Here is a 17,754-nt window from a genome sequence, read left to right on the forward strand (position 1 = left end):
GTTTTGCGCGTGGCTTCTTGATTGCCGGGGCCTGGCTTTTTCAGGCTGGGTCCCGTGCCGAAATGTCCCTTGCAATTGTGTCTGGAGTTGATTGCAATGAGTGCTGAACATTTTTCTGCCGCCGTCACGGCACTTGCGCCGTCATCGAATGAGACCAATGTCGCCAATCCCGCCGTGCAGCGGATGATGGACCTCGTGAATGGCGATGTTCAAGGGGTGGCCGATGTCCGTAACAGTCAGCCTGTTTCGCGTACGGAGTTTTCCGCCAATAGCCGAATTGCGCCGACATCCGACGGGGTGGTATCCGATGCCGTGGGTCAGGGCAGTCGCGTTGTCGCAAGCGATGGTGCTTCAGGGGGCTTTTTTCAGAAGATTTCGAATTTTCTGCTTTCCTCCACCGGCAAGGTGTCCGGTGGTGATGCCACGGTTTCGGGTGGAAATCCGGCTTCGGCAAAGAGTGGTGCTGAAAAGCTCGATCAGGCCATGGAGCGTTTCGAGGAATCGCAGCGTTTTGCAACCGGAACCGCGCTTTTGTCGTCGCTCACCCAGTCTGTACTTTCGTCCTCCAAGCGTTTGACGCAGGGGCAGTGACATGGAGAGGTCGATGCCCGCAAATGTGTTTTCACCGTCGCGTATTTCCTTTCGCCACGTTCTGTTTCTTGCCTCAGCGCTGCTTTTGGCGGGGTGCAGTGAAGATGCGTTGACGGGGCTGGATCAAAAGGATGCGCTGGATGCGCAAATTCTGCTGACCCGTGCGGGTATCAACGCGCAGATGCGCCCGGCCGATGGCGGAAATTTCACCATTGCGGTGGAGGGCGCAGACCGGGCACGGGCGCTGCAATTGATGGTCGAGGCGGGTTTGCCGCGGGAAAAGCGCAGCGATATTCCGAAGCTTTTCCCCGGCGACGGCTTTCTCGTGACGCCCTATGAGCAGAAGGCTCGTCTCGGCTATGCGACGGAACAGCAATTGGCCGAAACCTTGTCCACGCTGGAGGGGGTCGCTTCTGCGCGGGTGCATGTCGTGCTGCCGGAAGATAATGGCCGCGGGCTGGTCAAGGAAAAGGCGCGCGCGGCAGCCCTCATCCAGTACCGTCCCGGCGCGGACATCGGCGATATAGATGTCAAGGCGCGGGCGATGCTGGTCAATAGCGTACGTGGCCTGGCCTATGAGGATGTTTCTGTTGTGGTGAGCCCCTGGGCCGAGGGTGTCACCCCTGCGGCGTTGCCCGATGCCGGTGCCGGCCAGAATGTCGAGGTCAATCCTGCGGCGGAGCAGGGCAGCGGGCTCTTCTCTTTGTTGCGGGGCAAGCTGATCTTTGTTGTCGCGTCGGTTTTTCTGGCCATAGCCGGCATCATGGTTCTTTTGATGCCGGAGCGCCGGGAGAGCCGGAAATGACCCCAGCGCGGCGCTCCATGCCACCGGCCTTGATAAGGGCCAGACAAAAGGCTGATCTTTTGTCTGCGGTGGATTGGGCGGCGGCCCATGCCTGGCCGGTCACGCTTGGCGCAAAGCGGGCGGCGGAGATTTTCGCGCCGACATCGCGCCTGGCGAGGCGTGGTTATGCAGCGCTTGGACTGTCGCTTGACGAGTTCATGCTCAATGCCGGTGCGGCCGGTGCCGTTGCACTTATGCCGGTGCCCGATTTGACGGTGATTGCCCATGCCGCCGGGCTTGCCTACCACCTTCCAGCCTTTCATGGCGTGATTGCCAAGGCCGATATTGAACTGCTTGGTGTCCATCTGGGCCAGGATGCCGTGTCGCTTGCGCTCGAGCAGGCGCTCAGCGGTTTTCCAATGGCTCAGGAAGGCGTGGCGGATAAGGACGGTCCCGATTTTCCCGATATGGTGCGCGCCGACGGATGGGCGTTATTGCGCCTCTGGGGAGATCACCATGCGCTGCCCCGGACGTTGCTGTCGCGTTGGCCAAGGCATGATGCCGGTTCCGTCTCGCTTCATCTGGGCCGGGGGCTGGCCATCGTCGAGGCGCTGGTTGTCCAAAATGCAAGGGGCCGGTCATGAGTTTGGATAAGCGTATCATTCCGGCGGTTGAGATGGGTGAGCTTCTGGAAGCGTCCGCCCTTCTCGAGAAGGCGCGCGTCACACTTGAGGATGCCCGTGAACAGGCTGCCACCTTGATGAAGGATGCCCGTGACACAGGCTATCGCGACGGCCTTGAGCAGGGCCTGCGGGAGGGATTTTCCCGAACGGAAGCGGTCGTTCGAGAGGCTCACGCAGATTTGCGCAGCATGGAGGGCGAAGTTGAAGCCGTCGTGGTTCGGTCGATCGGGCTCGTACTGGGAGCGATCGAGCATGATGACCTCACTCGCAGGCTGGTTGCCAGAGCTGTTGCAGATGTCAACGAACAACGATCCCTTCGCCTGATGGTCGCGGCGGAAGACGAAAAGCTGGTTCGCAGCGCGACGGAAACGCTTCAGCCGGGGCTTGAAATCGTTGTGGATCGCTTTCTGGTCGCTGGCGAGATGACGCTGGAAAGCCCGTCCATGCGGCGACAAATCGGGTTGAAGGAGCAGATCAGCCAGCTTCTGGAGGCGCTGAGCCATGGAAGATGAACTGAGAACGGATAGGAATGATGCTGCCAGAAGGGCCGGTCATGACGCTCTCGGGCGGATGCAGGCGCGCTTGCAGACGCTTGCTCCGCGCAGGGAAAGCGGCCGCGTCACAAAGGTTTCGGGGCCACTCGTGCAGGCGCAATTGCCTGCCGTGCGCATCGGTGAGTTGTGTGAATTGCGGGAGCCGGGAGAAGGGCGCATCGGATATGGCGAGGTGGTCGGCATAGAAGGCGATCACGCGCTTCTGTCTTTGCATGGCGATACACGCGGACTGTCGCTCAGAACGGAAGTGGTGCCGACAGGACAGACGCCGACCGTCGCGGTTGGTGAATTTCTGCTGGGCGCGGTGATCGATGCCCATGGCAATGTGCTGCGCCCAGCCTTTGACCGGCAGGAGAAGGCGGGCGGCAACAGGGCGCAGCCGCTCCATTCCGATCCGCCGCCGCCCTTGAGGAAACGTGGGATAGACAGGCCTTTGCTGACGGGAATCTCCGCCATCGACGCCATGCTGACCTGTGGCGAAGGCCAGCGCATCGGTATCTTCGGGTCGCCGGGGGCGGGTAAATCCACATTGATTTCCCAGATTATCAAGAACAGTTCGGCGGAGATTGTCGTCTGCGCGCTGGTTGGCGAACGCGGGCGTGAGGTCAGCGAATTTGTGGCCGAGGTCATGCCCGGCAATGCCGCCTCCAACGCCGTGCTGGTTGTTGCAACCTCCGACCGGCCTTCGCTGGAGCGATACAAGGCTGTTCTCACGGCCATGTCCGTGGCAGAATATTTCCGGGATCAGGGCCGAAGGGTTTTGCTGGTCGTGGATAGCGTAACCCGCGTGGCGCGTGCCTTGCGCGAAATTGGGCTGGCCGCGGGCGAACCGCCGGTCAGGCGGGGCTATCCGCCCTCGGTTTTTGCTGCCCTTCCGCGTATTTTCGAGCGCTCCGGCAATGGCGAGCGCGGGACGATGACGGCATTTTACACTGTTCTTGTCGAGGGCGAGGAGCAGGAAGACCCGATTGCCGAGGAAACCCGCTCGCTTCTCGATGGGCATATCATTTTGTCCGACCGCATTGCCCAATCCGGCCATTATCCGGCCATCGATGTGCTGCGCAGCCGCAGCCGCACGATGAATGCCGTGGTGACGCCCGCCCATCGCGCTGCCGCCGACCGGGTGCGCTCAATGCTGTCGCTCTATAAGGATGTCGAACTTCTGATCCGCGTCGGCGAGTATCAGGCGGGGCGTGATGCCGACGTCGATGAGGCCGTGGCGAAGCGTCCCGACATTCTGAGATTTCTTTATGGAGAAGCCGCCGCTCCCTCTGGCATCGCCGAGGTTGAGGCCAGACTGGAGGCGTTGGCGCGATGAACATGACCTTGCGTTCCGGACCACGGGCCGTTCAGCGCCGCCATTGCGATTACGGCGGGCTTGAGCCTGCCGTCTTCGGCCTTGGCAAATACGCCGCCTCCTTTCGGCCCATCGACATCGAGGTGGCGAAGGATAAGTTGGCGCAGCCGCAGCTTTTGCGGCTGGCCTGCGGCAACCGCCGTATCGATGTTCTTCTTGCGCAAGACAATGTGCAGCTGCTGGCCGGGCGGCTTGAACCGCTGCTTGACTGGAACGAGGCAGACCCGCAGGCCAGAGCTGCCATTCTCGAATATTTCTTCGCCGATGCAATCGAGGCTTTCGAAAACCGCTGCGGTTTTCCGGTCAGTTTCGAAAGGATCGCGGCGCTGGAAGGTGATGCTGCCAGCGTGAATTTTGCTCTAGAACTGGCGTGGAACGGGCTGAATATACCGCTTGCCCTGCAACTCGACGCAGAAAGCCATGCCGCAATCCTGCGCTGGGCCAGCCTTTTGCCACGCCGCCGTCTGACCGCGATCAATGTCCCCGTTTCCATTCGCCGGGCACATTGCACGCTGACACTGGCTGAATTGCGCGCCCTGCGGATTGGCGAGGGGATTGTTCTTGGCCTGCGTCAAGCCGAACAGGCCGTTGCCGTTACGGCAGATCGTTACGCCGCCTTGTGCCGCATAGGCCCGGAAGGCGCAGTGCTAGATGGCCCCCTGCTGGGCGCCCCAACAGGAATGAAGAGGCACTTCATGATGGAAGAACAGAGTGACGATACCGATAAGGGACAAGCCCTTACCGCCGTGTCCGACATACCGATCCGCCTGGTCTTCGAAGCCGGACGCCTGGATATGCCGCTGGCGGAGCTGGAACGTATCGGCGAGGGGCATGTCTTCCCGCTGGATCGGCCTTTGTCCGATGCGGTGGATATTCTTGCCAATGGCCGCCGCATCGGGCGCGGGGAAATTGTCACGGTGGATGGCTTGACGGCTGTCCGGGTTACAGCGCTGGACAACTGATGGATCAGAGCTTTCCTCTCACTCAGGGCCTTGCCGCGATGGCGGCAATATCCTTTCTGCCGGTTATTGCGGTTGTGGCAACCTGTTTCACCAAGATTTCCGTCGTGCTGCTCATCGTGCGCAATGCGATCGGCATTCAGCAGACACCGCCCAACCTGCTGGTCTTTGCCGTCGCCATCGTACTGTCTGTTTTCGTCATGCATCCTGTGTTGCAGGAATGCTGGCAATTATTGCTGGTCAATAGCGACCGTTTCGACACGCTGGCGGGCATAACGGGAGCAATGGCAACCATTGCCCAGCCCTTGAAAGCATTCATGCTGAAATTTTCGCAGCCTGAGGTGCGGGAATTTTTCGTCGCGGCCTCCGAGAAGATCCGCGCGGGCTCGGCAGCGCAAACCCTGACGCCGGACGACGTGATGGTGCTCACGCCAAGCTTCCTCGTCTCCGAACTCACCCGCGCCTTCCAGATCGGATTCCTGATCTATCTGCCCTTTCTGATGATCGACTTTGCCGTTTCGGCCATTCTGGTTGCACTCGGAATGCAGATGATGTCGCCGACCGTGGTGTCCACGCCGCTGAAACTGCTGCTGTTCGTGGCAATTGACGGCTGGCGGCGGCTGCTGGAGGGACTGGTTCTGTCTTATGTCGGCTAGGAAAACAAAAGCTTAGAGAGCTACTGAGAAAATTGCCACAGCGCGCCGGGATATTTTGGAAAGGTGAACATGCCGGAAGATCAGGTTGCTGCCGAAATCAGCATGTCCGTCACATCGACATTTGCACTTGCCGGGCCGTTGCTTGGCATTGCAGCACTTCTGGGCGTGGTGATCGCCATTTTTCAGGCGGCAACCCAAATTCAGGAACAGACAATTTCGCAGATCGTCAAGATTTTTGCCATCTCGCTTTGTCTTCTGGCCTTTGGGCGCACGCTGGCATCGCCGCTGATCGAGCATTCTATCCACATCATGAATGATTTTCCCACCATGGTGCGCTGAGGACAGATGTTGCACGCGGGCACGGCACTGATTACCGGGGAAATGGCCGGACCTGCGGCGGCCATGCTGGGTGGGGCGCGGGCCTTGGGGATCATGCTGATCTTCCCGTTGTTTTCGCTTTTCAATATTACCGGCATATTGCGGTTTGGTCTTGCCATAGGCCTTTCCGGCCCCTCTGTGGCGCTGGCCTTTGCAAGCCTTGCGACCGGGCAGACAAGCTATTTCGATTTCGCTGCTCTCTCCTTCAAGGAATTCTGCGTAGGCGCGCTGGTAGGAACGGGGCTTGGACTGCCTTTCTGGGCTGCGCAGGCCGCCGGCGACATGACGGATATTTACCGTGGCGCCAATGCCGCCAATCTGTTCGATCAGGTCAACGCGCTTGAAACCACGCCGCTTGGCCAGTTTCTGCTTTCCGTGGCGCTGATGCTGTTCGTGGCGGCGGGCGGGATTGTCGATCTCATGGGCATTTTCTATCACTCCTTCGCCTTCTGGCCCTTGCTGGTGATGCAGCCGGATTTTCCAGGCGATGGTTTGGCGCTTATCCTTGATCTCTTTTCACGGCTGTTCCTGCTGGGTTCGGTGCTGGCCTCGCCTTTCATCATCTTAACCTGTGCGCTGGAGCTTTCAGTGGCTTTTGTCAGTCGCTCCGCCCGCCAGTTTCCGTTGGGTGACAGTCTTGCAACCTTCAAGAACCTTGCCGTGGCGGTCATTCTCGTCGTCTACGTCATGTTCATGGGCAGCTATGTCAAACAGGCCTGGGTGGGAGGATTCAACGAGCTGACCGCCATCATGGATGGAGCGCTGCGTGGGAAAGAGTGACGATACGGAAGAAAAGAGCCTGCCGCCAACGCAGGTAAAAATCCGGCGGCTACGACGCGAAGGTCAGGTGCCGCGCTCCAAAGATCTGCCTCTGGCTATTTCTCTGCTTGCCGTCACGGCCTATATCCTGTGGACCTTTCCGCAACACTTGCGCAAGCTGGCCGACAGTTTTGGCTTCATGCTGGCAGCGATAGGCGAGGATGATCCCGGTGAGGCGGTTGCGGTGGCGCTGTCGCAGACAGGGGCGGCGACGCTTCAGATCATCTGGCCGCCCATGCTGATGGCGCTTGTGGTCACGGTCATCATGTCGATCATCGATGCGCAGGGTTTTCCGATGGCCATGAAAAACATGGCGCCTGATTTCAATCGGCTCAATCCGGTCGAGGGTTTGAAGAAGATTTTTTCGCTGTCCAGCCTCTCGGAATTTCTGAAAGGCCTGTTCAAACTGCTTCTGCTGGCCGTGGCCGGCAGCGGGGCGGCCCTTTATTTCCTGAATGCCGTGTTCTGGTCGCCCGTGTGCGGAGAGGCCTGTTCCGTCAGTACGGCCGTGTATTTCATTGCGACCTTGCTGGTTATCGGCGCCTTCATTCTTTTGCTTTTTGCGGGGCTGGACATACGTCTTTCTCGCGCGCTGTTTCGCTGGGAACATCGCATGACGAAGACGGAAGCCCGCCGCGAACACAAGGATACCCAGGGCGACCCGAAGATCAAATCCGCACGCAAACAAATCGGTGCGGAAATGCGTTCTGCCCCACCCCGCAAGGCAGGCCCGCCAGATCGTCCTTCGGCTTAGGGTGTGTGGGTATTCAACGTTAGTCGGGCTGCAAACGGTAATTTGCTGGGCTTACCTGGGCTCATGTACACTAAGTACACTCCGCTCCGGTTCTCAAAAATCACCGTTTTCGCCTCGCCAAACGTCGAATACTCACCCAATCTGGATAATTTCTAAGTAAAACCGTAAATACATTTTTGCTGATAAAGCTTTAATTCAATGTTTTTAGAGCGAAATTTGTTTTGTCAAGCGCATAAATGACGATGTAAAACCTCAAAAGATGCTGAAGTATTCTTCAGGATGAAACTGGCTTGAGGAATTATACAGTCATGTGCCGCAGGCAAAAGAAAACCGCGCCGGGCGGGGCGCGGTTTTCAGTTTCTCCCATCCGACGAAGGGCGATGGATGGGAGGATGGGTGATCAGACGCCGGACTGCACGTCGCCGTTACGGGTCCAGTTTTTCACGTTGTTGAGCGTGATGTCGGAAACGAAATCGACATTCGCGGTAGAGCTGTCTGTGCGGAACAGGTTCGTGCCGTTCGCGAAGCTTCCGCCGTCGATGGTGACGTTGACGTCGAGCTGCTTGCCGCCGTTGGTGCGAACCAGCGAGGTGAAGCCGTCGGCGGAGAAGTCCTTGATGTAGATATTGGCGTCGGCATTGACCTGGAAGATCTTGTCCACGCCGCCTTCAGCCGAACCGCCGATGATGTTGACGTCCCCGGCGGATTTAACCGTCAGTGCGTCTTCACCCACATCCTGCCAATGCACGTTCTCGACCGTTGCGCCACCATAGACATGGATGCCGTCCGCGCCGTTTTCACCGAGATTGACGTTTTTGAGCGTTGCACCATTCTTCAGAATAAAGATCGGCTGCTGGCCTTCGGCTTGCGATCCGTCGCCAAGCTTGGAGGATGCCGTGTAGGTTGCGCCCTTTCCGTCAAAGACGCCGCCATCGACGACGATTGGCTCATCGACCGTGACAACCTTGCCCGATTGCGAGGTATCGGCCGTAGGAACTGTGGTGCTGCTGGTTGATGGCGTTTCTGTTTTCGTCGAGCTGTTGTCCTGGCTTTTCGATGTGCTGCCGGTGGTTTTGTCGGAAGAAGATTCCGTTCCGCCGGTGCCGCTCGGGCCTCCGCTACCCTTCGTGCCTCCGGTATCCCCGGTGCCGCCGGTGTCGCTGGAGCTGCCGGTGGAGCGGGAATTGTCCGCGCCGGAGCCTGCGCCGGTGCCAGAGCCGGTGCCGCCGGAACCCGAGCCGGTCTGACCCTGCGTGCCGTTGTCGCTGTTGGTCTTGCCCAGAAGCGCTTCCAGCAATTCGCCGATCAGGGAGCGCAAGTCGGAGGACTTGGAGCCCGAACTTGCCGACGGATCCTGAAGCTCATCGCGTTGGCCGTTGTTCAGCGGGCTGGCGATCTGGTTGCCATTGCCGTCCTTGTTGGCGCCAAGCAAGGAGGTCAGCAGGTCCTTGAGCAGGGATTTTACGGTTGAATCCATACCCTGCGTCGCCGGGCTGTTGTCGATCAGGTCGGACACCTGCTGCGCGGTCGAGGTGTTGGTCGTATCGCTCGAACCGGTTTGCGTTGCCGAATTGGTGCCGGATCCTGCGCCGGTGCCGGAAGCCTCGCTTGTCGGGCTGCCGCCACCGCTTCCACTGCCGGTGGAGGGTTGGCTGCCGCTGCCGCTGCCGGAGGCGTTGCCGGACTGGTTGCCCTTCAGGTTTTCAAGCAGAAGGGTCAGCAATTCCTTGAGGAGCGATGCCATGTCGGAATTCGCGCCATTGGAGCCGTTACTGTTGAACAGTTTGTCCACAAGCGCGCTGATGTCGTCAGTCTGATTGCCGCTGCCGGTGCCGCCCTGGGTCTGGTTGTCGCCCGAACCGCCGCCGGTGCTGCCGCTGCCGCCGGATCCGCTTTTGCCGTCGGTGCTTTGTCCGGTCAGCTTTTCGAGGAGCTGCTGAAGCAGAGCCAGAAGGTCGGAATCCATACCGGAATTCTGCGCGCTGTTGCTGAGCTTGTCGGCAATGTCGCTGAGGCTGGAGGTACCGTTATCGGTATTGGTGCCCGTGCCGGAGCCCGTCCCTGCGCTTGCACCACCACCGGCACCGCTGCCGGCACCAGCGCCGTTGCTCTGGCCCTTGTCGCCGCCAAGCTGCATCAGGAGCAGCATGAGGATCATTCCGAGAAGTTGCTTCTCGGAAGAGGCCTGCCCGGTCTTGTCCGTGGCGCTTGCGTCGGAAGTCTTGTCGGCGGCGTTGTCCGTGGCGGAGGATTGGCCCGTACCTTGCGACTGGTTGGAGCCTTCCGACTGATTGCCCTGCTTCAGGAGACTGATCAATTCCTGAAGCAGTTCGGCCAGCTTTCCTTCGAGACTATTGCCGCTATTGCCAGTTCCCGTTGCCGAAGAGGGCATGTAGGAAGACAATTGCACATTGTCGTTGCCGCTATCGGCAAAAGGCGAAGCCTTTCGCTGCGACTGGTCAAGCGTTATGCGGTTATCGCCACTGCCGCTTGTGCCGTCGGTTGTTCTATTGTTGGTTAATCTGTTGAGATCGGCGGTAATATCCAAATTTAGATTTAACATTGTATCATCACTCCACCAAATGGCCCCTTACTGACCGTTATCCGAGATACCCCGTTGACCGGGGAGCTTGATCTGTTCCTGTCTTGCGCAGGTCTTTCCTATGCTGCCCTGTCCTGTAGATTTCCGATCGTTCCAGTGACCTGGCAGGTGATTTCCTTGTCCACCTCATCGACGCCCAGCACGGGAATGAGGCATCCCTTGCTGACAAGCATGGTCTGGGTGATGAAGCGGACATGGCTTGCCACCAGCAGAACCGGATCGATGCCCTTGCGGTTGGCGTCTGCCAGTGCCTGCCTGACCTCGTCGGCCAGTTGCTGCGCCTTTTGATGACGCTGGCTCTGGTTTCCACCCTCGGGGTTTGCGTGGCAATCGGCCAGAAAACGTTCCCATGGCCCTGCCAGCGCAAAGACAGGAAGGAGACCGTTCTGGTCGAGCAGGGCATAGGCAATCTGATTGCCGAGAACCCTGCGCCCTTTTTCCGCCAGGGCGTCGGGTTCAAGCCTTGCGAAGTCGCGCAGCAGCACTTCGAGAAGACCGCGGGGCTGTGAAAGGGTAACGCCTGCATCCAGCAAACGGCGCACAACCGCTACCACGATCAGCAAGGGCACCTGCGCCTTCACATCCTGCGCCAGCTTGCCAAGCCGTGGTTCCAGCCCTGTCAGCCATTGCGCCGCATCGTCCACGCTGAAAATTGCCCCGACATGGCGTCGCACGATACGGGCCAGATCGTCGGCCACGGCCTCGATCTCGCGTTCCTCGCTGCAATCGATGAGGCCAGCTGGAACATTCTCAACCTGAACATGGATGAGCTCGTCGCCCATGCGCGGGTCGATGTTGAAGGTCGGCACCGTCACCGCGACACCGGCAACGCGGGCGGCGCGGCGGATACGCGCCTCGATCAGACTGCCGAGATTGCCGCGATCCAGCCGTTCAAAAGCGCCGGGCGAAAGCGTGGCCATGACGGGATCGCCATATTTGGCGCGATCCAGCGGCAAGTGGCCGGCGCCAATGGCCTCATTGGCATTTGCGCCCGCACCTGCCTGCTTGCCCGCGCCGTTCCGCCGCTGCCGGTAAGCGACGAGGAAGGCCGCGCCTGCCAGAAGCAGACCGATGGGAAGCAGCACGAAGCCCGGAAAGCCGGGAACAAGGCCAATGCCGAGCAGGAGAACGGCGGCCACCGCGATGGCGCGCGGCTGCGCGGCAAGCTGGCGGCCAATATCTGCGCCGAGGCTTGAGCTGCTTTCATCCGAGACGCGGGTCACGACGGCGCCTGCGGCAACAGCCATCAACATCGATGGGATCTGCGAGACCAGCCCGTCACCGATCGACAGGAGCGAATAAAGGTGGGCCGCTTCCGAAAAGGAAAGGCCGCGTTGGAAAATGCCAATGGCGAGACCGCCGATCAGGTTGACCGCCACCACCACCAGCCCGGCAATCGCATCGCCTTTGACAAAACGCAGCGAACCGTCCATGGCCCCGAAAAACTGGCTTTCGCGTTCAAGCTGCTGGCGGCGCTTTTGTGCAGCCTCCGGCGTGATGTGGCCGTTGCGCAGGTCGCTGTCGATGGCAAGCTGCTTTCCCGGCATGGCATCGAGGGTAAAACGTGCGCCCACTTCCGCAATGCGCTCCGCGCCCTTGGTGACGACGATGAACTGCACAAGCGCGACGATGAGAAAGACAACGAGCCCGACAACGACATTGCCAGCCACCACCACCGAGCCGAAGGCGTGAATGATGTCGCCGGCATGACCTTCCGCCAGCACGAGCCGGGTGGATGAAATCGTCAGCGCCAGCCGGAAGACCGTGGCGATGAGAATGACCGCCGGAAAGGTCGAGATTTCCAGAACATTGCGCAGGTAGAGCGTCGTGACCAGCACGACAAGCGCAAAGGAAAGGTTGAAGGTAATCATGATGTCGATGAGAAGCGGTGGCAGCGGCAACACCATCATCGAAATGATAACCACGAAAAATACCGCAAACAGTACATCCGTACGCTGCGTAATGGCTTGGATGGTTCTGGAGGAAAGGTTCATCGCGGCAAACTCCCACGCATCATGGCCGTCGCACCCATGCTCAGGCTTGCCTGCTGCATGGGGCGCTGGGTCTGGACGCGCTCGCTCGTGCCGTCGCGCGAAACGCTCACGCCATTTCCTTCAATGGAATCCAGCCGCCAGCCGCCCGGCAGCAAATCACCCTCGCGATAGCGCTTGCCATCCGTGCCAATCACAAAGCGTTGCGGTTGCAGGGCAGCGGCGGCAATGAAGCCCGAGAGGTCGGATGTCATGGTTGTCTTGTCGATAATGGGCAGGGGGCTGCGGCGCGACAGACTTTTGATAATATCGGCAAGCTTTGTCTTGTCCTGAAGGCGAAGTGCGCCCTGCGGCTGGCTGACCCGGATCTCTTGTGCCGTCTCCTCCACTGTCAGACCGTCCGGGAGGCGGGCCATACGTATCGTCTGGCGCAGCTCCGATGCAATGGCGCTTGCCGGTATGGATTCCCTGAGCGGGGTCATCGCCATGATCGCAGGGTGGGCAGGCTTGTTGCCATCCGGCAGCGCGCCGACGGCGAGCAGGATGGCGGCAACGAGAAACAGGCCGCCTGCCAGCCATTTCCGCCGGTCGGGTGTGCGCGCCAAGTCCTGGCTATCGGCAAGGCCGCTCAATCGGCACTCAATGTCATCGAAGCAGAGCACGCCGCTTTTCCACGCGACGAGGTCATGGGGGGTGAGCGTCTTCCCGTCGAGAATGCAGCCCTCGCGCAGCGCCTCCATTTGGAAACCCTGGCCGTGCTGATCGCGCTCGACAGTGAAGGCAGGGCGCGGCTCTGCCCCGATAATCACTGCGTCGCAGTCGGCGCTGCCGCCAACGGTCAACCGGCCGGCATCCAGATGAAAACGCGAAGAGCGCCCCTGACGGACAATGGTCAATTCCGGCCGGGTAACGCCTGATTGCCGGGGCATGACGCCGATCGGACGTTCCGAACGGCGCAATTTGCCCGTGATGGCGCGCAGCGAGGGTGAACGCATGAGCTTGAAACTCTCTGATGGATGCAGCGAAACGCTGATGCCGGAAAACGAAAATGGGTGGGATTGCGCGACAATCCCACCCAATTCTCAGATCAGCCTGGGCTGATCTTCTTGATGGCGTTGGCAACGCCGTTGATCTTGGTCATTTCGGTTGCGACCTGCAAGCTTTGCGCGGTTGCTTCGTTCTGGGCAGCCTTGAACTGCGAAATTGCAGAAGAAACACCTGCGTCCAACGTGGAGGTCGAGCCGGTTGAGGTTGACGATGTAGTTGCCATTTGCGTAGCTCCTTTCGGCTTGAGCAAGTAGAAGACTAGCTAAACATCGTTTTCATTTCAATCATCTAGTTAAAAAATGGTAAATGCGTTTTTTGGACCAGGAATTCGCAAAATGTTTTTAATGTATAACAATGGATGTTGTTAAAATAAGAATGCGCTAATAAAAATGACACTACCGTTTACCATTTGTTGACCATTTTCTTCCTTTCAACCGTGCGGGCGTGTAAGGGATTGGAGCGAGAAGAGTGGGTGCCTTCCCCACTTGAATCACCGTCAGGGGTATTTCCCATTCATGGAGCCGTTTATGCGCCGCGCTTTGTCCAAGTTTGCCGTTCTCGCCTGTCTCATCGCGTCGGGCCCGGTTCTCGCACAAGAGGTGTCGCTTGCCACGAGCGGCCGTCCGGTGAAGCTGAATGTCATGTCGCTTCCCACGCGCGATGTCGTGGATACGCTCTCTTATATGAGTGGCCTGCCGGTGATGGTTGTCGGCACGTTGAACGGGATGGTGGAAAACTGGTCGGTGGAGGCGCGGGGCGTCGAGGCCTTTTCCGCCCTTGGCCATGATCAGGGATTGTATGTCGCCTTTGATGGCGCGAAGGTTATTATTGCGGCCAACGAAAACGTCGCGACCCGCATCGTGGATAATCGCCAGGAAGGATGGAGCCGCACCCGCAGTGTCGTGGGTGAACTTTTCCCGCTTCTTCCGGAAGGAGCCATCAAACAGGATCAGGAAAGCGGCATGATCGTTCTGCGTGGCCCGGATATTGTGGTCAGGGCAATTACGGATTTGCTGGAAAGGCCCCATGACCAGCAAATCCAGATTATTCGCAGCGGCCGGACCCAGGTTGTAAAGCCGGGAATGCAGGGCTGACCCGATGGAAAGCGATTCCCGCCAATTGCAGGCATTGCTGAAGATCCGGAAAATGCGGGCGGAAAATCGCCAGCGAGCCTGTGCGGTGGCAGGTCAGGCCGTTCTTCTTGCCGAGCACGCGCTGCAACGCAATGAGGCAGAGCGCCGGGCTGCGGCCGCGGCCAGCGACAGGTTTGCAACAAGCACTCTCCTGTCGGCACGCGGCACCATATCGGGCCAGTCGATCCAAAATGTCGCCATGCAGCAACAGCAATTGCACGCTGCGGAACAATCCGTTCTTGCCGAGCGTCCCGTTCTGGAAATCCGCGTTGAACTTGCTCGCCAGCAGCAAGCGGCAGCCCGCGAGGCGCTTTTGCAAGCAGAACGCAAGGTCATGGTGATGGAAGCCGCCCTTGATGTGATTTCAGGCCGTCTTTGAAGCTTGTCATGGTCCGGCGTGCCGGATGGAAAAATTTTTCCTGACCGACGGAATTTGTCTCTAGCCGCGTCATCATTCCCATGAGCAGTGGTGAATGGGGACTGGCGGCAGATGGCGGCAATGTGATGGATGATCCGGATGCACCGCTTTTGAAAGGGGTTGCCGAGGGTGATCCCGTTGCGCTGCGCCGCATGGTGGAGCGAAAATTGCCCCGGATCCTGACACTGGCCCGTGCCATGCTGGGAGATGCCGCCGAAGCGGAAGATGTTGCCCAGGAAACGTTTTTGCGGATATGGCGTCAGGCGCAGCATTGGCAACCGGGCAGGGCGCGCTTCGATAGCTGGATCCACCGTGTTGCCGTCAATCTCTGTTATGACCGCTTGCGCAGACGCAAGGAAAGCCCAACGGACGATGTGCCGGAACTGGTTGATCCGGCGCCATTGCCCGATGCCGACGGCGCCGAAGGCGAGACCCTGCGGCTTGAGCTGGCGCTGGGGCGGATTGCGCCGCGTCAACGCCTTGCCATAACGCTGGTTTACTACCAGGGCCTGTCGAATCGGGAAGCGGCCGAGATTATGGAAACCACTGTCGATGCCCTTGAAAGCCTTTTGGCGCGTGGGCGCCGGGCGCTGCATGACTTGCTGCTGAACGAGCAGGGTGAAAGCCTGCATGGAGGAAAAACCGGATGAACGGACCAATGGACGAGCAACGTTTCCGGCAATTGCTCGATGCTTATGGGTCCCGGCGGCAATGCTGGCCGGTGGCTGAGCGGGAGGCCGCATCCCTTTTTGCGCAAACCCATGACGTCAGCGCCTTGACGGGGCGTGCCGCGGCGCTGGATCTGTTGCTGGATGGTATTGCGCCTGTCCAGCCATCCGCTGCGCTTGTCGGACGCATTCTGGATGAGGGCCAGACGGAGCTTGCCCGCAATCGGCGCCATCGCCGCTGGTGGTGGGGCGTGGGGCTGCTGGCCGTTGGTATGGCGGGCGGCATTTGCGGTGCGTTTACAGTGGCCGTCATCACGCCTTCGGCGACAATTTACGCGGACAATGGGGCCACGGCCTTCGGTCTGGTTCAAACTGATGAGTGAGATGAAACCATGACGGATTACGGGTTCCGGCGTCTCGTGTTGGGGCTGCTGTTTTTCAATACCTTTCTGATCTGCGGACTGGCCGGTGCCGGTTTCGTCTATGTCCGTCAGGATCCGCCTGCCGCATCGCCCCGCCTGCCTCTTGCGGGGGAGGATCTGCCTGCCGCCGAAAGAAAGGCATTGCAGGCAGCCCTTGCCGAGGAGGGCAAGGCGATGCGCCCAACCAGCCTTGAGGGCCGTCAGGCCAGAACGGAGGCTGCGGCTCTTCTCGGTCAGGCACAGCTTGATCCGGCTGCTCTGGCTGCGGCCCTTGAAAGGGCAAGAACGGCTGAAGTGGCAGTTCGGGCCGCCCTTGAGCGCAAGGCTCTCGAGTTTGCTACAGGTCTGACACTCGAACAGCGCAGACGTCTGGCCCAGGGCCTCATCGCGCGGGAGGCGCCCCGGCCCGTTGCCGCGAAATAATCACATTTCCGCGCCGACGGATCCGGATTTTTCCAGCGTTGAACTTTCAATCGCAGAGGAGTTTCGCCGGACCATGAGCAATAGCAACGAAATGGATGCCGCCCTTGCATTATGGCGTTTTGGCCTTGGGGCAAAGGAGGGAGGCGTAACGGCACTCGGTTCCGGCGCGCGTGATCTTCTGGCGCAAGAAATCCGTGACCAGGCCATGCCGGTGCCGCAGGGGCAGAACCTTCAGTCTACCGGCCTGCTTTTGAATGGATTTTTTGCCTATCAGGCTGAGGTGAAGGCCGAACGGGAGCAACAAAAGACCGCTGCCATGTCCATGGCCGGAGAGGGCGGTGCCGGTACTGCCCCTGCAATGGCGCCAATGATGCGGCCCGATCCGGCCGAGAAGCGGCCTTACTTTCCGCAGCAGATTCTGTTGGAGGAGGTCGGGGCCCGTTTCTCCGGCACGATCCACGAACCGTTGATCGGCTTTGGCGAGCGCCTTGCCATGTTCTGGACGAACCATTTTTCGGTGGCGGTGACGAAAAGTGGAGAAGTTCACGTATTGGCGGGCGCTTTCGAAAGAGAGGTGATCCGCCCGCATGTGTTCGGTCGCTTTTCCGACATGCTGCTGGCGGTCGAAACCCACCCGGCCATGCTGTTGTTTCTTGATAATCAGCAGTCGATCGGGCCGAATTCGCCGCAGGGCAAAAAAAAGGGACGCGGTTTGAACGAAAATCTCGCCCGCGAAATCATGGAACTGCATACGCTGGGCGTGGATGGCGGTTATACCCAAGGGGATGTGACGTCGCTTGCCTCCATGATTACCGGCTGGAGTTTTAACCGGAGCCGGGACGATCCGCAAAATACCGGCGCTTTCCAGTTCAATGCCGGCGCACATGAACCCGGTTCGAAAGTACTGCTTGGGAAAACCTATCCCGATGGTGGCTTCGGGCAGGGCCGGACGGCACTTATGGCACTGGCGGCGCACCCGGCCACGGCGCATCACCTTGCGTTCAAGCTGGCGCGATATTTCGTCGCCGATCAGCCTCCGCCGCAGATGGTGAAGTCGATGGCCGACGCTTACCTGAAGAATGATGGGAACCTCTCCGCCGTCTACCGTGCCATGATCGAGTCCGATCTTGCCTGGCAGCCGCAGCTCACCAAGCTGAGGCAACCGCTGGACTATCTGGCGGCGCTTCTGCGTACGGCAGATTTGCGCCCAAAACCCGAACAGGTGCTTTCCGCGCTCAAGGCGCTTGGCCAGCCCTTCTGGAACCCTTCCGGACCAAATGGCTTTGCCGATGTCAGTGATGCATGGGCCTCATCCGAGGGCCTGGCGACACGCATGGATGTGGCAAGTCTTTTTGCGCATCAAATTCTTGGCAATGTCGATCCGCGGCAATTCGTGGCCGACCGGTTGGGGCCGCTTGCATCCGCACAGACCCTTCAGGCTGTAGCGCGTGCGGAAACCAAGCCCCAAGGCCTTGCTATTGCCTTTCTCTCTCCCGAATTTCAAAGGCGTTGATC

20 protein-coding genes are annotated in these 17,754 nt (G+C 59.5%); 16 read left to right on the plus strand and 4 right to left on the minus strand.

Going from position 1 to position 17,754, the window contains the following annotated elements; translation table 11 throughout:
- Positions 1-96: 96 nt before the first annotated feature.
- The 10 genes from T424_RS22910 (at position 97) to T424_RS0114780 (ending at position 7,535) form a co-directional block, all read left to right on the plus strand.
- On the plus strand, positions 97-591 hold the full coding sequence (locus T424_RS22910) for a hypothetical protein (protein WP_027488418.1): 495 nt from the start codon (positions 97-99) through the stop codon (positions 589-591).
- Positions 592-604: 13 nt separating this feature from the next.
- The gene (gene sctJ, locus T424_RS0114740; RefSeq protein ID WP_027488419.1) at positions 605-1,396 is read left to right on the plus strand and encodes a type III secretion system inner membrane ring lipoprotein SctJ; all 792 of its coding nucleotides are present in this window, start codon (positions 605-607) and stop codon (positions 1,394-1,396) included.
- Positions 1,393-2,019, plus strand: coding sequence for a hypothetical protein (locus T424_RS0114745; protein ID WP_027488420.1), 627 nt, complete (start codon positions 1,393-1,395; stop codon positions 2,017-2,019). The genes sctJ and T424_RS0114745 overlap by 4 nt, the downstream gene beginning before the upstream one ends.
- On the plus strand, positions 2,016-2,570 hold the full coding sequence (locus T424_RS0114750; RefSeq protein ID WP_027488421.1) for a hypothetical protein: 555 nt from the start codon (positions 2,016-2,018) through the stop codon (positions 2,568-2,570). The genes T424_RS0114745 and T424_RS0114750 overlap by 4 nt, the downstream gene beginning before the upstream one ends.
- On the plus strand, positions 2,560-3,930 hold the full coding sequence (locus T424_RS0114755) for a FliI/YscN family ATPase (RefSeq protein ID WP_051559007.1): 1,371 nt from the start codon (positions 2,560-2,562) through the stop codon (positions 3,928-3,930). Before T424_RS0114750 ends, T424_RS0114755 begins: the two co-directional genes overlap by 11 nt.
- Positions 3,927-4,931 (plus strand): type III secretion system cytoplasmic ring protein SctQ, encoded by a 1,005-nt coding sequence (gene sctQ, locus T424_RS21110; protein WP_051559008.1) that lies wholly within the window; start codon positions 3,927-3,929, stop codon positions 4,929-4,931. The genes T424_RS0114755 and sctQ overlap by 4 nt, the downstream gene beginning before the upstream one ends.
- A complete protein-coding gene (gene sctR, locus T424_RS0114765) occupies positions 4,931-5,584 on the plus strand; it encodes a type III secretion system export apparatus subunit SctR (protein ID WP_027488423.1) in 654 nt (217 codons plus the stop codon). The genes sctQ and sctR overlap by 1 nt, the downstream gene beginning before the upstream one ends.
- 69 nt (positions 5,585-5,653) lie before the next feature.
- Complete coding sequence (locus T424_RS0114770) at positions 5,654-5,923, plus strand: flagellar biosynthetic protein FliQ (RefSeq protein ID WP_027488424.1); 270 nt, start codon at positions 5,654-5,656, stop codon at positions 5,921-5,923.
- Between the two features lie 6 nt (positions 5,924-5,929).
- On the plus strand, positions 5,930-6,742 hold the full coding sequence (locus T424_RS0114775) for an EscT/YscT/HrcT family type III secretion system export apparatus protein (protein WP_027488425.1): 813 nt from the start codon (positions 5,930-5,932) through the stop codon (positions 6,740-6,742).
- On the plus strand, positions 6,729-7,535 hold the full coding sequence (locus tag T424_RS0114780) for an EscU/YscU/HrcU family type III secretion system export apparatus switch protein (protein ID WP_027488426.1): 807 nt from the start codon (positions 6,729-6,731) through the stop codon (positions 7,533-7,535). The genes T424_RS0114775 and T424_RS0114780 overlap by 14 nt, the downstream gene beginning before the upstream one ends.
- 400 nt (positions 7,536-7,935) lie before the next feature.
- On the opposite strand, the gene T424_RS23090 is transcribed toward T424_RS0114780, so the two are convergent.
- From T424_RS23090 to T424_RS0114800, 4 genes are all read right to left on the minus strand, one after another.
- A complete protein-coding gene (locus T424_RS23090) occupies positions 7,936-10,098 on the minus strand; it encodes a pectate lyase (protein WP_245269571.1) in 2,163 nt (720 codons plus the stop codon).
- Positions 10,099-10,196: 98 nt separating this feature from the next.
- Positions 10,197-12,131, minus strand: coding sequence for a flagellar biosynthesis protein FlhA (locus T424_RS0114790; RefSeq protein ID WP_027488427.1), 1,935 nt, complete (start codon positions 12,129-12,131; stop codon positions 10,197-10,199).
- On the minus strand, positions 12,128-13,123 hold the full coding sequence (locus tag T424_RS21120; RefSeq protein WP_154664934.1) for a SctD/MshK family protein: 996 nt from the start codon (positions 13,121-13,123) through the stop codon (positions 12,128-12,130). Before T424_RS21120 ends, T424_RS0114790 begins: the two co-directional genes overlap by 4 nt.
- A gap of 92 nt (positions 13,124-13,215) precedes the next feature.
- Positions 13,216-13,398, minus strand: a complete 183-nt coding sequence (locus T424_RS0114800; RefSeq protein WP_027488428.1) for a hypothetical protein — start codon at positions 13,396-13,398, stop codon at positions 13,216-13,218.
- 304 nt (positions 13,399-13,702) lie between these two features.
- Between T424_RS0114800 and T424_RS0114805 the strand changes: the two genes are divergently transcribed.
- The 6 genes from T424_RS0114805 to T424_RS0114830 all read left to right on the plus strand — a co-directional run bounded on the left by T424_RS0114805 (position 13,703) and on the right by T424_RS0114830 (position 17,752).
- A complete protein-coding gene (locus tag T424_RS0114805) occupies positions 13,703-14,269 on the plus strand; it encodes a hypothetical protein (protein WP_027488429.1) in 567 nt (188 codons plus the stop codon).
- A 4-nt stretch (positions 14,270-14,273) separates the two neighbouring features.
- Entirely contained in the window at positions 14,274-14,687 is a 414-nt protein-coding gene (locus T424_RS0114810) for a hypothetical protein (protein ID WP_027488430.1), read from the plus strand.
- A gap of 80 nt (positions 14,688-14,767) precedes the next feature.
- Positions 14,768-15,376, plus strand: a complete 609-nt coding sequence (locus T424_RS0114815; RefSeq protein WP_210164399.1) for an RNA polymerase sigma factor — start codon at positions 14,768-14,770, stop codon at positions 15,374-15,376.
- Positions 15,373-15,777, plus strand: coding sequence for a hypothetical protein (locus tag T424_RS21125; RefSeq protein ID WP_051559011.1), 405 nt, complete (start codon positions 15,373-15,375; stop codon positions 15,775-15,777). Before T424_RS0114815 ends, T424_RS21125 begins: the two co-directional genes overlap by 4 nt.
- Before the next feature lie 9 nt (positions 15,778-15,786).
- On the plus strand, positions 15,787-16,239 hold the full coding sequence (locus tag T424_RS0114825) for a periplasmic heavy metal sensor (protein ID WP_027488432.1): 453 nt from the start codon (positions 15,787-15,789) through the stop codon (positions 16,237-16,239).
- A 73-nt stretch (positions 16,240-16,312) separates the two neighbouring features.
- Positions 16,313-17,752, plus strand: coding sequence for a DUF1800 domain-containing protein (locus T424_RS0114830; protein WP_027488433.1), 1,440 nt, complete (start codon positions 16,313-16,315; stop codon positions 17,750-17,752).
- The last annotated feature ends 2 nt before the right edge of the window (positions 17,753-17,754 follow it).

The organism is Allorhizobium undicola ORS 992 = ATCC 700741, assembly GCF_000621665.1.
Lineage (GTDB): Bacteria > Pseudomonadota > Alphaproteobacteria > Rhizobiales > Rhizobiaceae > Allorhizobium > Allorhizobium undicola.

Coding starts and splice junctions, on each gene's coding strand:
- T424_RS0114750 (WP_027488421.1), top strand. CDS start 2,016: ATGAGTTTGGATAAGCGTATCATTCCGGCGGTTGAGATGGGTGAGCTT.
- T424_RS0114755 (WP_051559007.1), top strand. CDS start 2,560: ATGGAAGATGAACTGAGAACGGATAGGAATGATGCTGCCAGAAGGGCC.
- T424_RS23090 (WP_245269571.1), bottom strand. CDS start 10,098: ATGTTAAATCTAAATTTGGATATTACCGCCGATCTCAACAGATTAACC.
- T424_RS21125 (WP_051559011.1), top strand. CDS start 15,373: ATGAACGGACCAATGGACGAGCAACGTTTCCGGCAATTGCTCGATGCT.
- sctQ (WP_051559008.1), top strand. CDS start 3,927: ATGAACATGACCTTGCGTTCCGGACCACGGGCCGTTCAGCGCCGCCAT.
- T424_RS0114815 (WP_210164399.1), top strand. CDS start 14,768: ATGAGCAGTGGTGAATGGGGACTGGCGGCAGATGGCGGCAATGTGATG.
- sctR (WP_027488423.1), top strand. CDS start 4,931: ATGGATCAGAGCTTTCCTCTCACTCAGGGCCTTGCCGCGATGGCGGCA.
- T424_RS0114825 (WP_027488432.1), top strand. CDS start 15,787: ATGACGGATTACGGGTTCCGGCGTCTCGTGTTGGGGCTGCTGTTTTTC.
- T424_RS0114770 (WP_027488424.1), top strand. CDS start 5,654: ATGCCGGAAGATCAGGTTGCTGCCGAAATCAGCATGTCCGTCACATCG.
- T424_RS22910 (WP_027488418.1), top strand. CDS start 97: ATGAGTGCTGAACATTTTTCTGCCGCCGTCACGGCACTTGCGCCGTCA.
- T424_RS21120 (WP_154664934.1), bottom strand. CDS start 13,123: ATGCGTTCACCCTCGCTGCGCGCCATCACGGGCAAATTGCGCCGTTCG.
- T424_RS0114775 (WP_027488425.1), top strand. CDS start 5,930: ATGTTGCACGCGGGCACGGCACTGATTACCGGGGAAATGGCCGGACCT.
- T424_RS0114830 (WP_027488433.1), top strand. CDS start 16,313: ATGAGCAATAGCAACGAAATGGATGCCGCCCTTGCATTATGGCGTTTT.
- sctJ (WP_027488419.1), top strand. CDS start 605: ATGCCCGCAAATGTGTTTTCACCGTCGCGTATTTCCTTTCGCCACGTT.
- T424_RS0114800 (WP_027488428.1), bottom strand. CDS start 13,398: ATGGCAACTACATCGTCAACCTCAACCGGCTCGACCTCCACGTTGGAC.
- T424_RS0114745 (WP_027488420.1), top strand. CDS start 1,393: ATGACCCCAGCGCGGCGCTCCATGCCACCGGCCTTGATAAGGGCCAGA.
- T424_RS0114790 (WP_027488427.1), bottom strand. CDS start 12,131: ATGAACCTTTCCTCCAGAACCATCCAAGCCATTACGCAGCGTACGGAT.
- T424_RS0114810 (WP_027488430.1), top strand. CDS start 14,274: ATGGAAAGCGATTCCCGCCAATTGCAGGCATTGCTGAAGATCCGGAAA.
- T424_RS0114805 (WP_027488429.1), top strand. CDS start 13,703: ATGCGCCGCGCTTTGTCCAAGTTTGCCGTTCTCGCCTGTCTCATCGCG.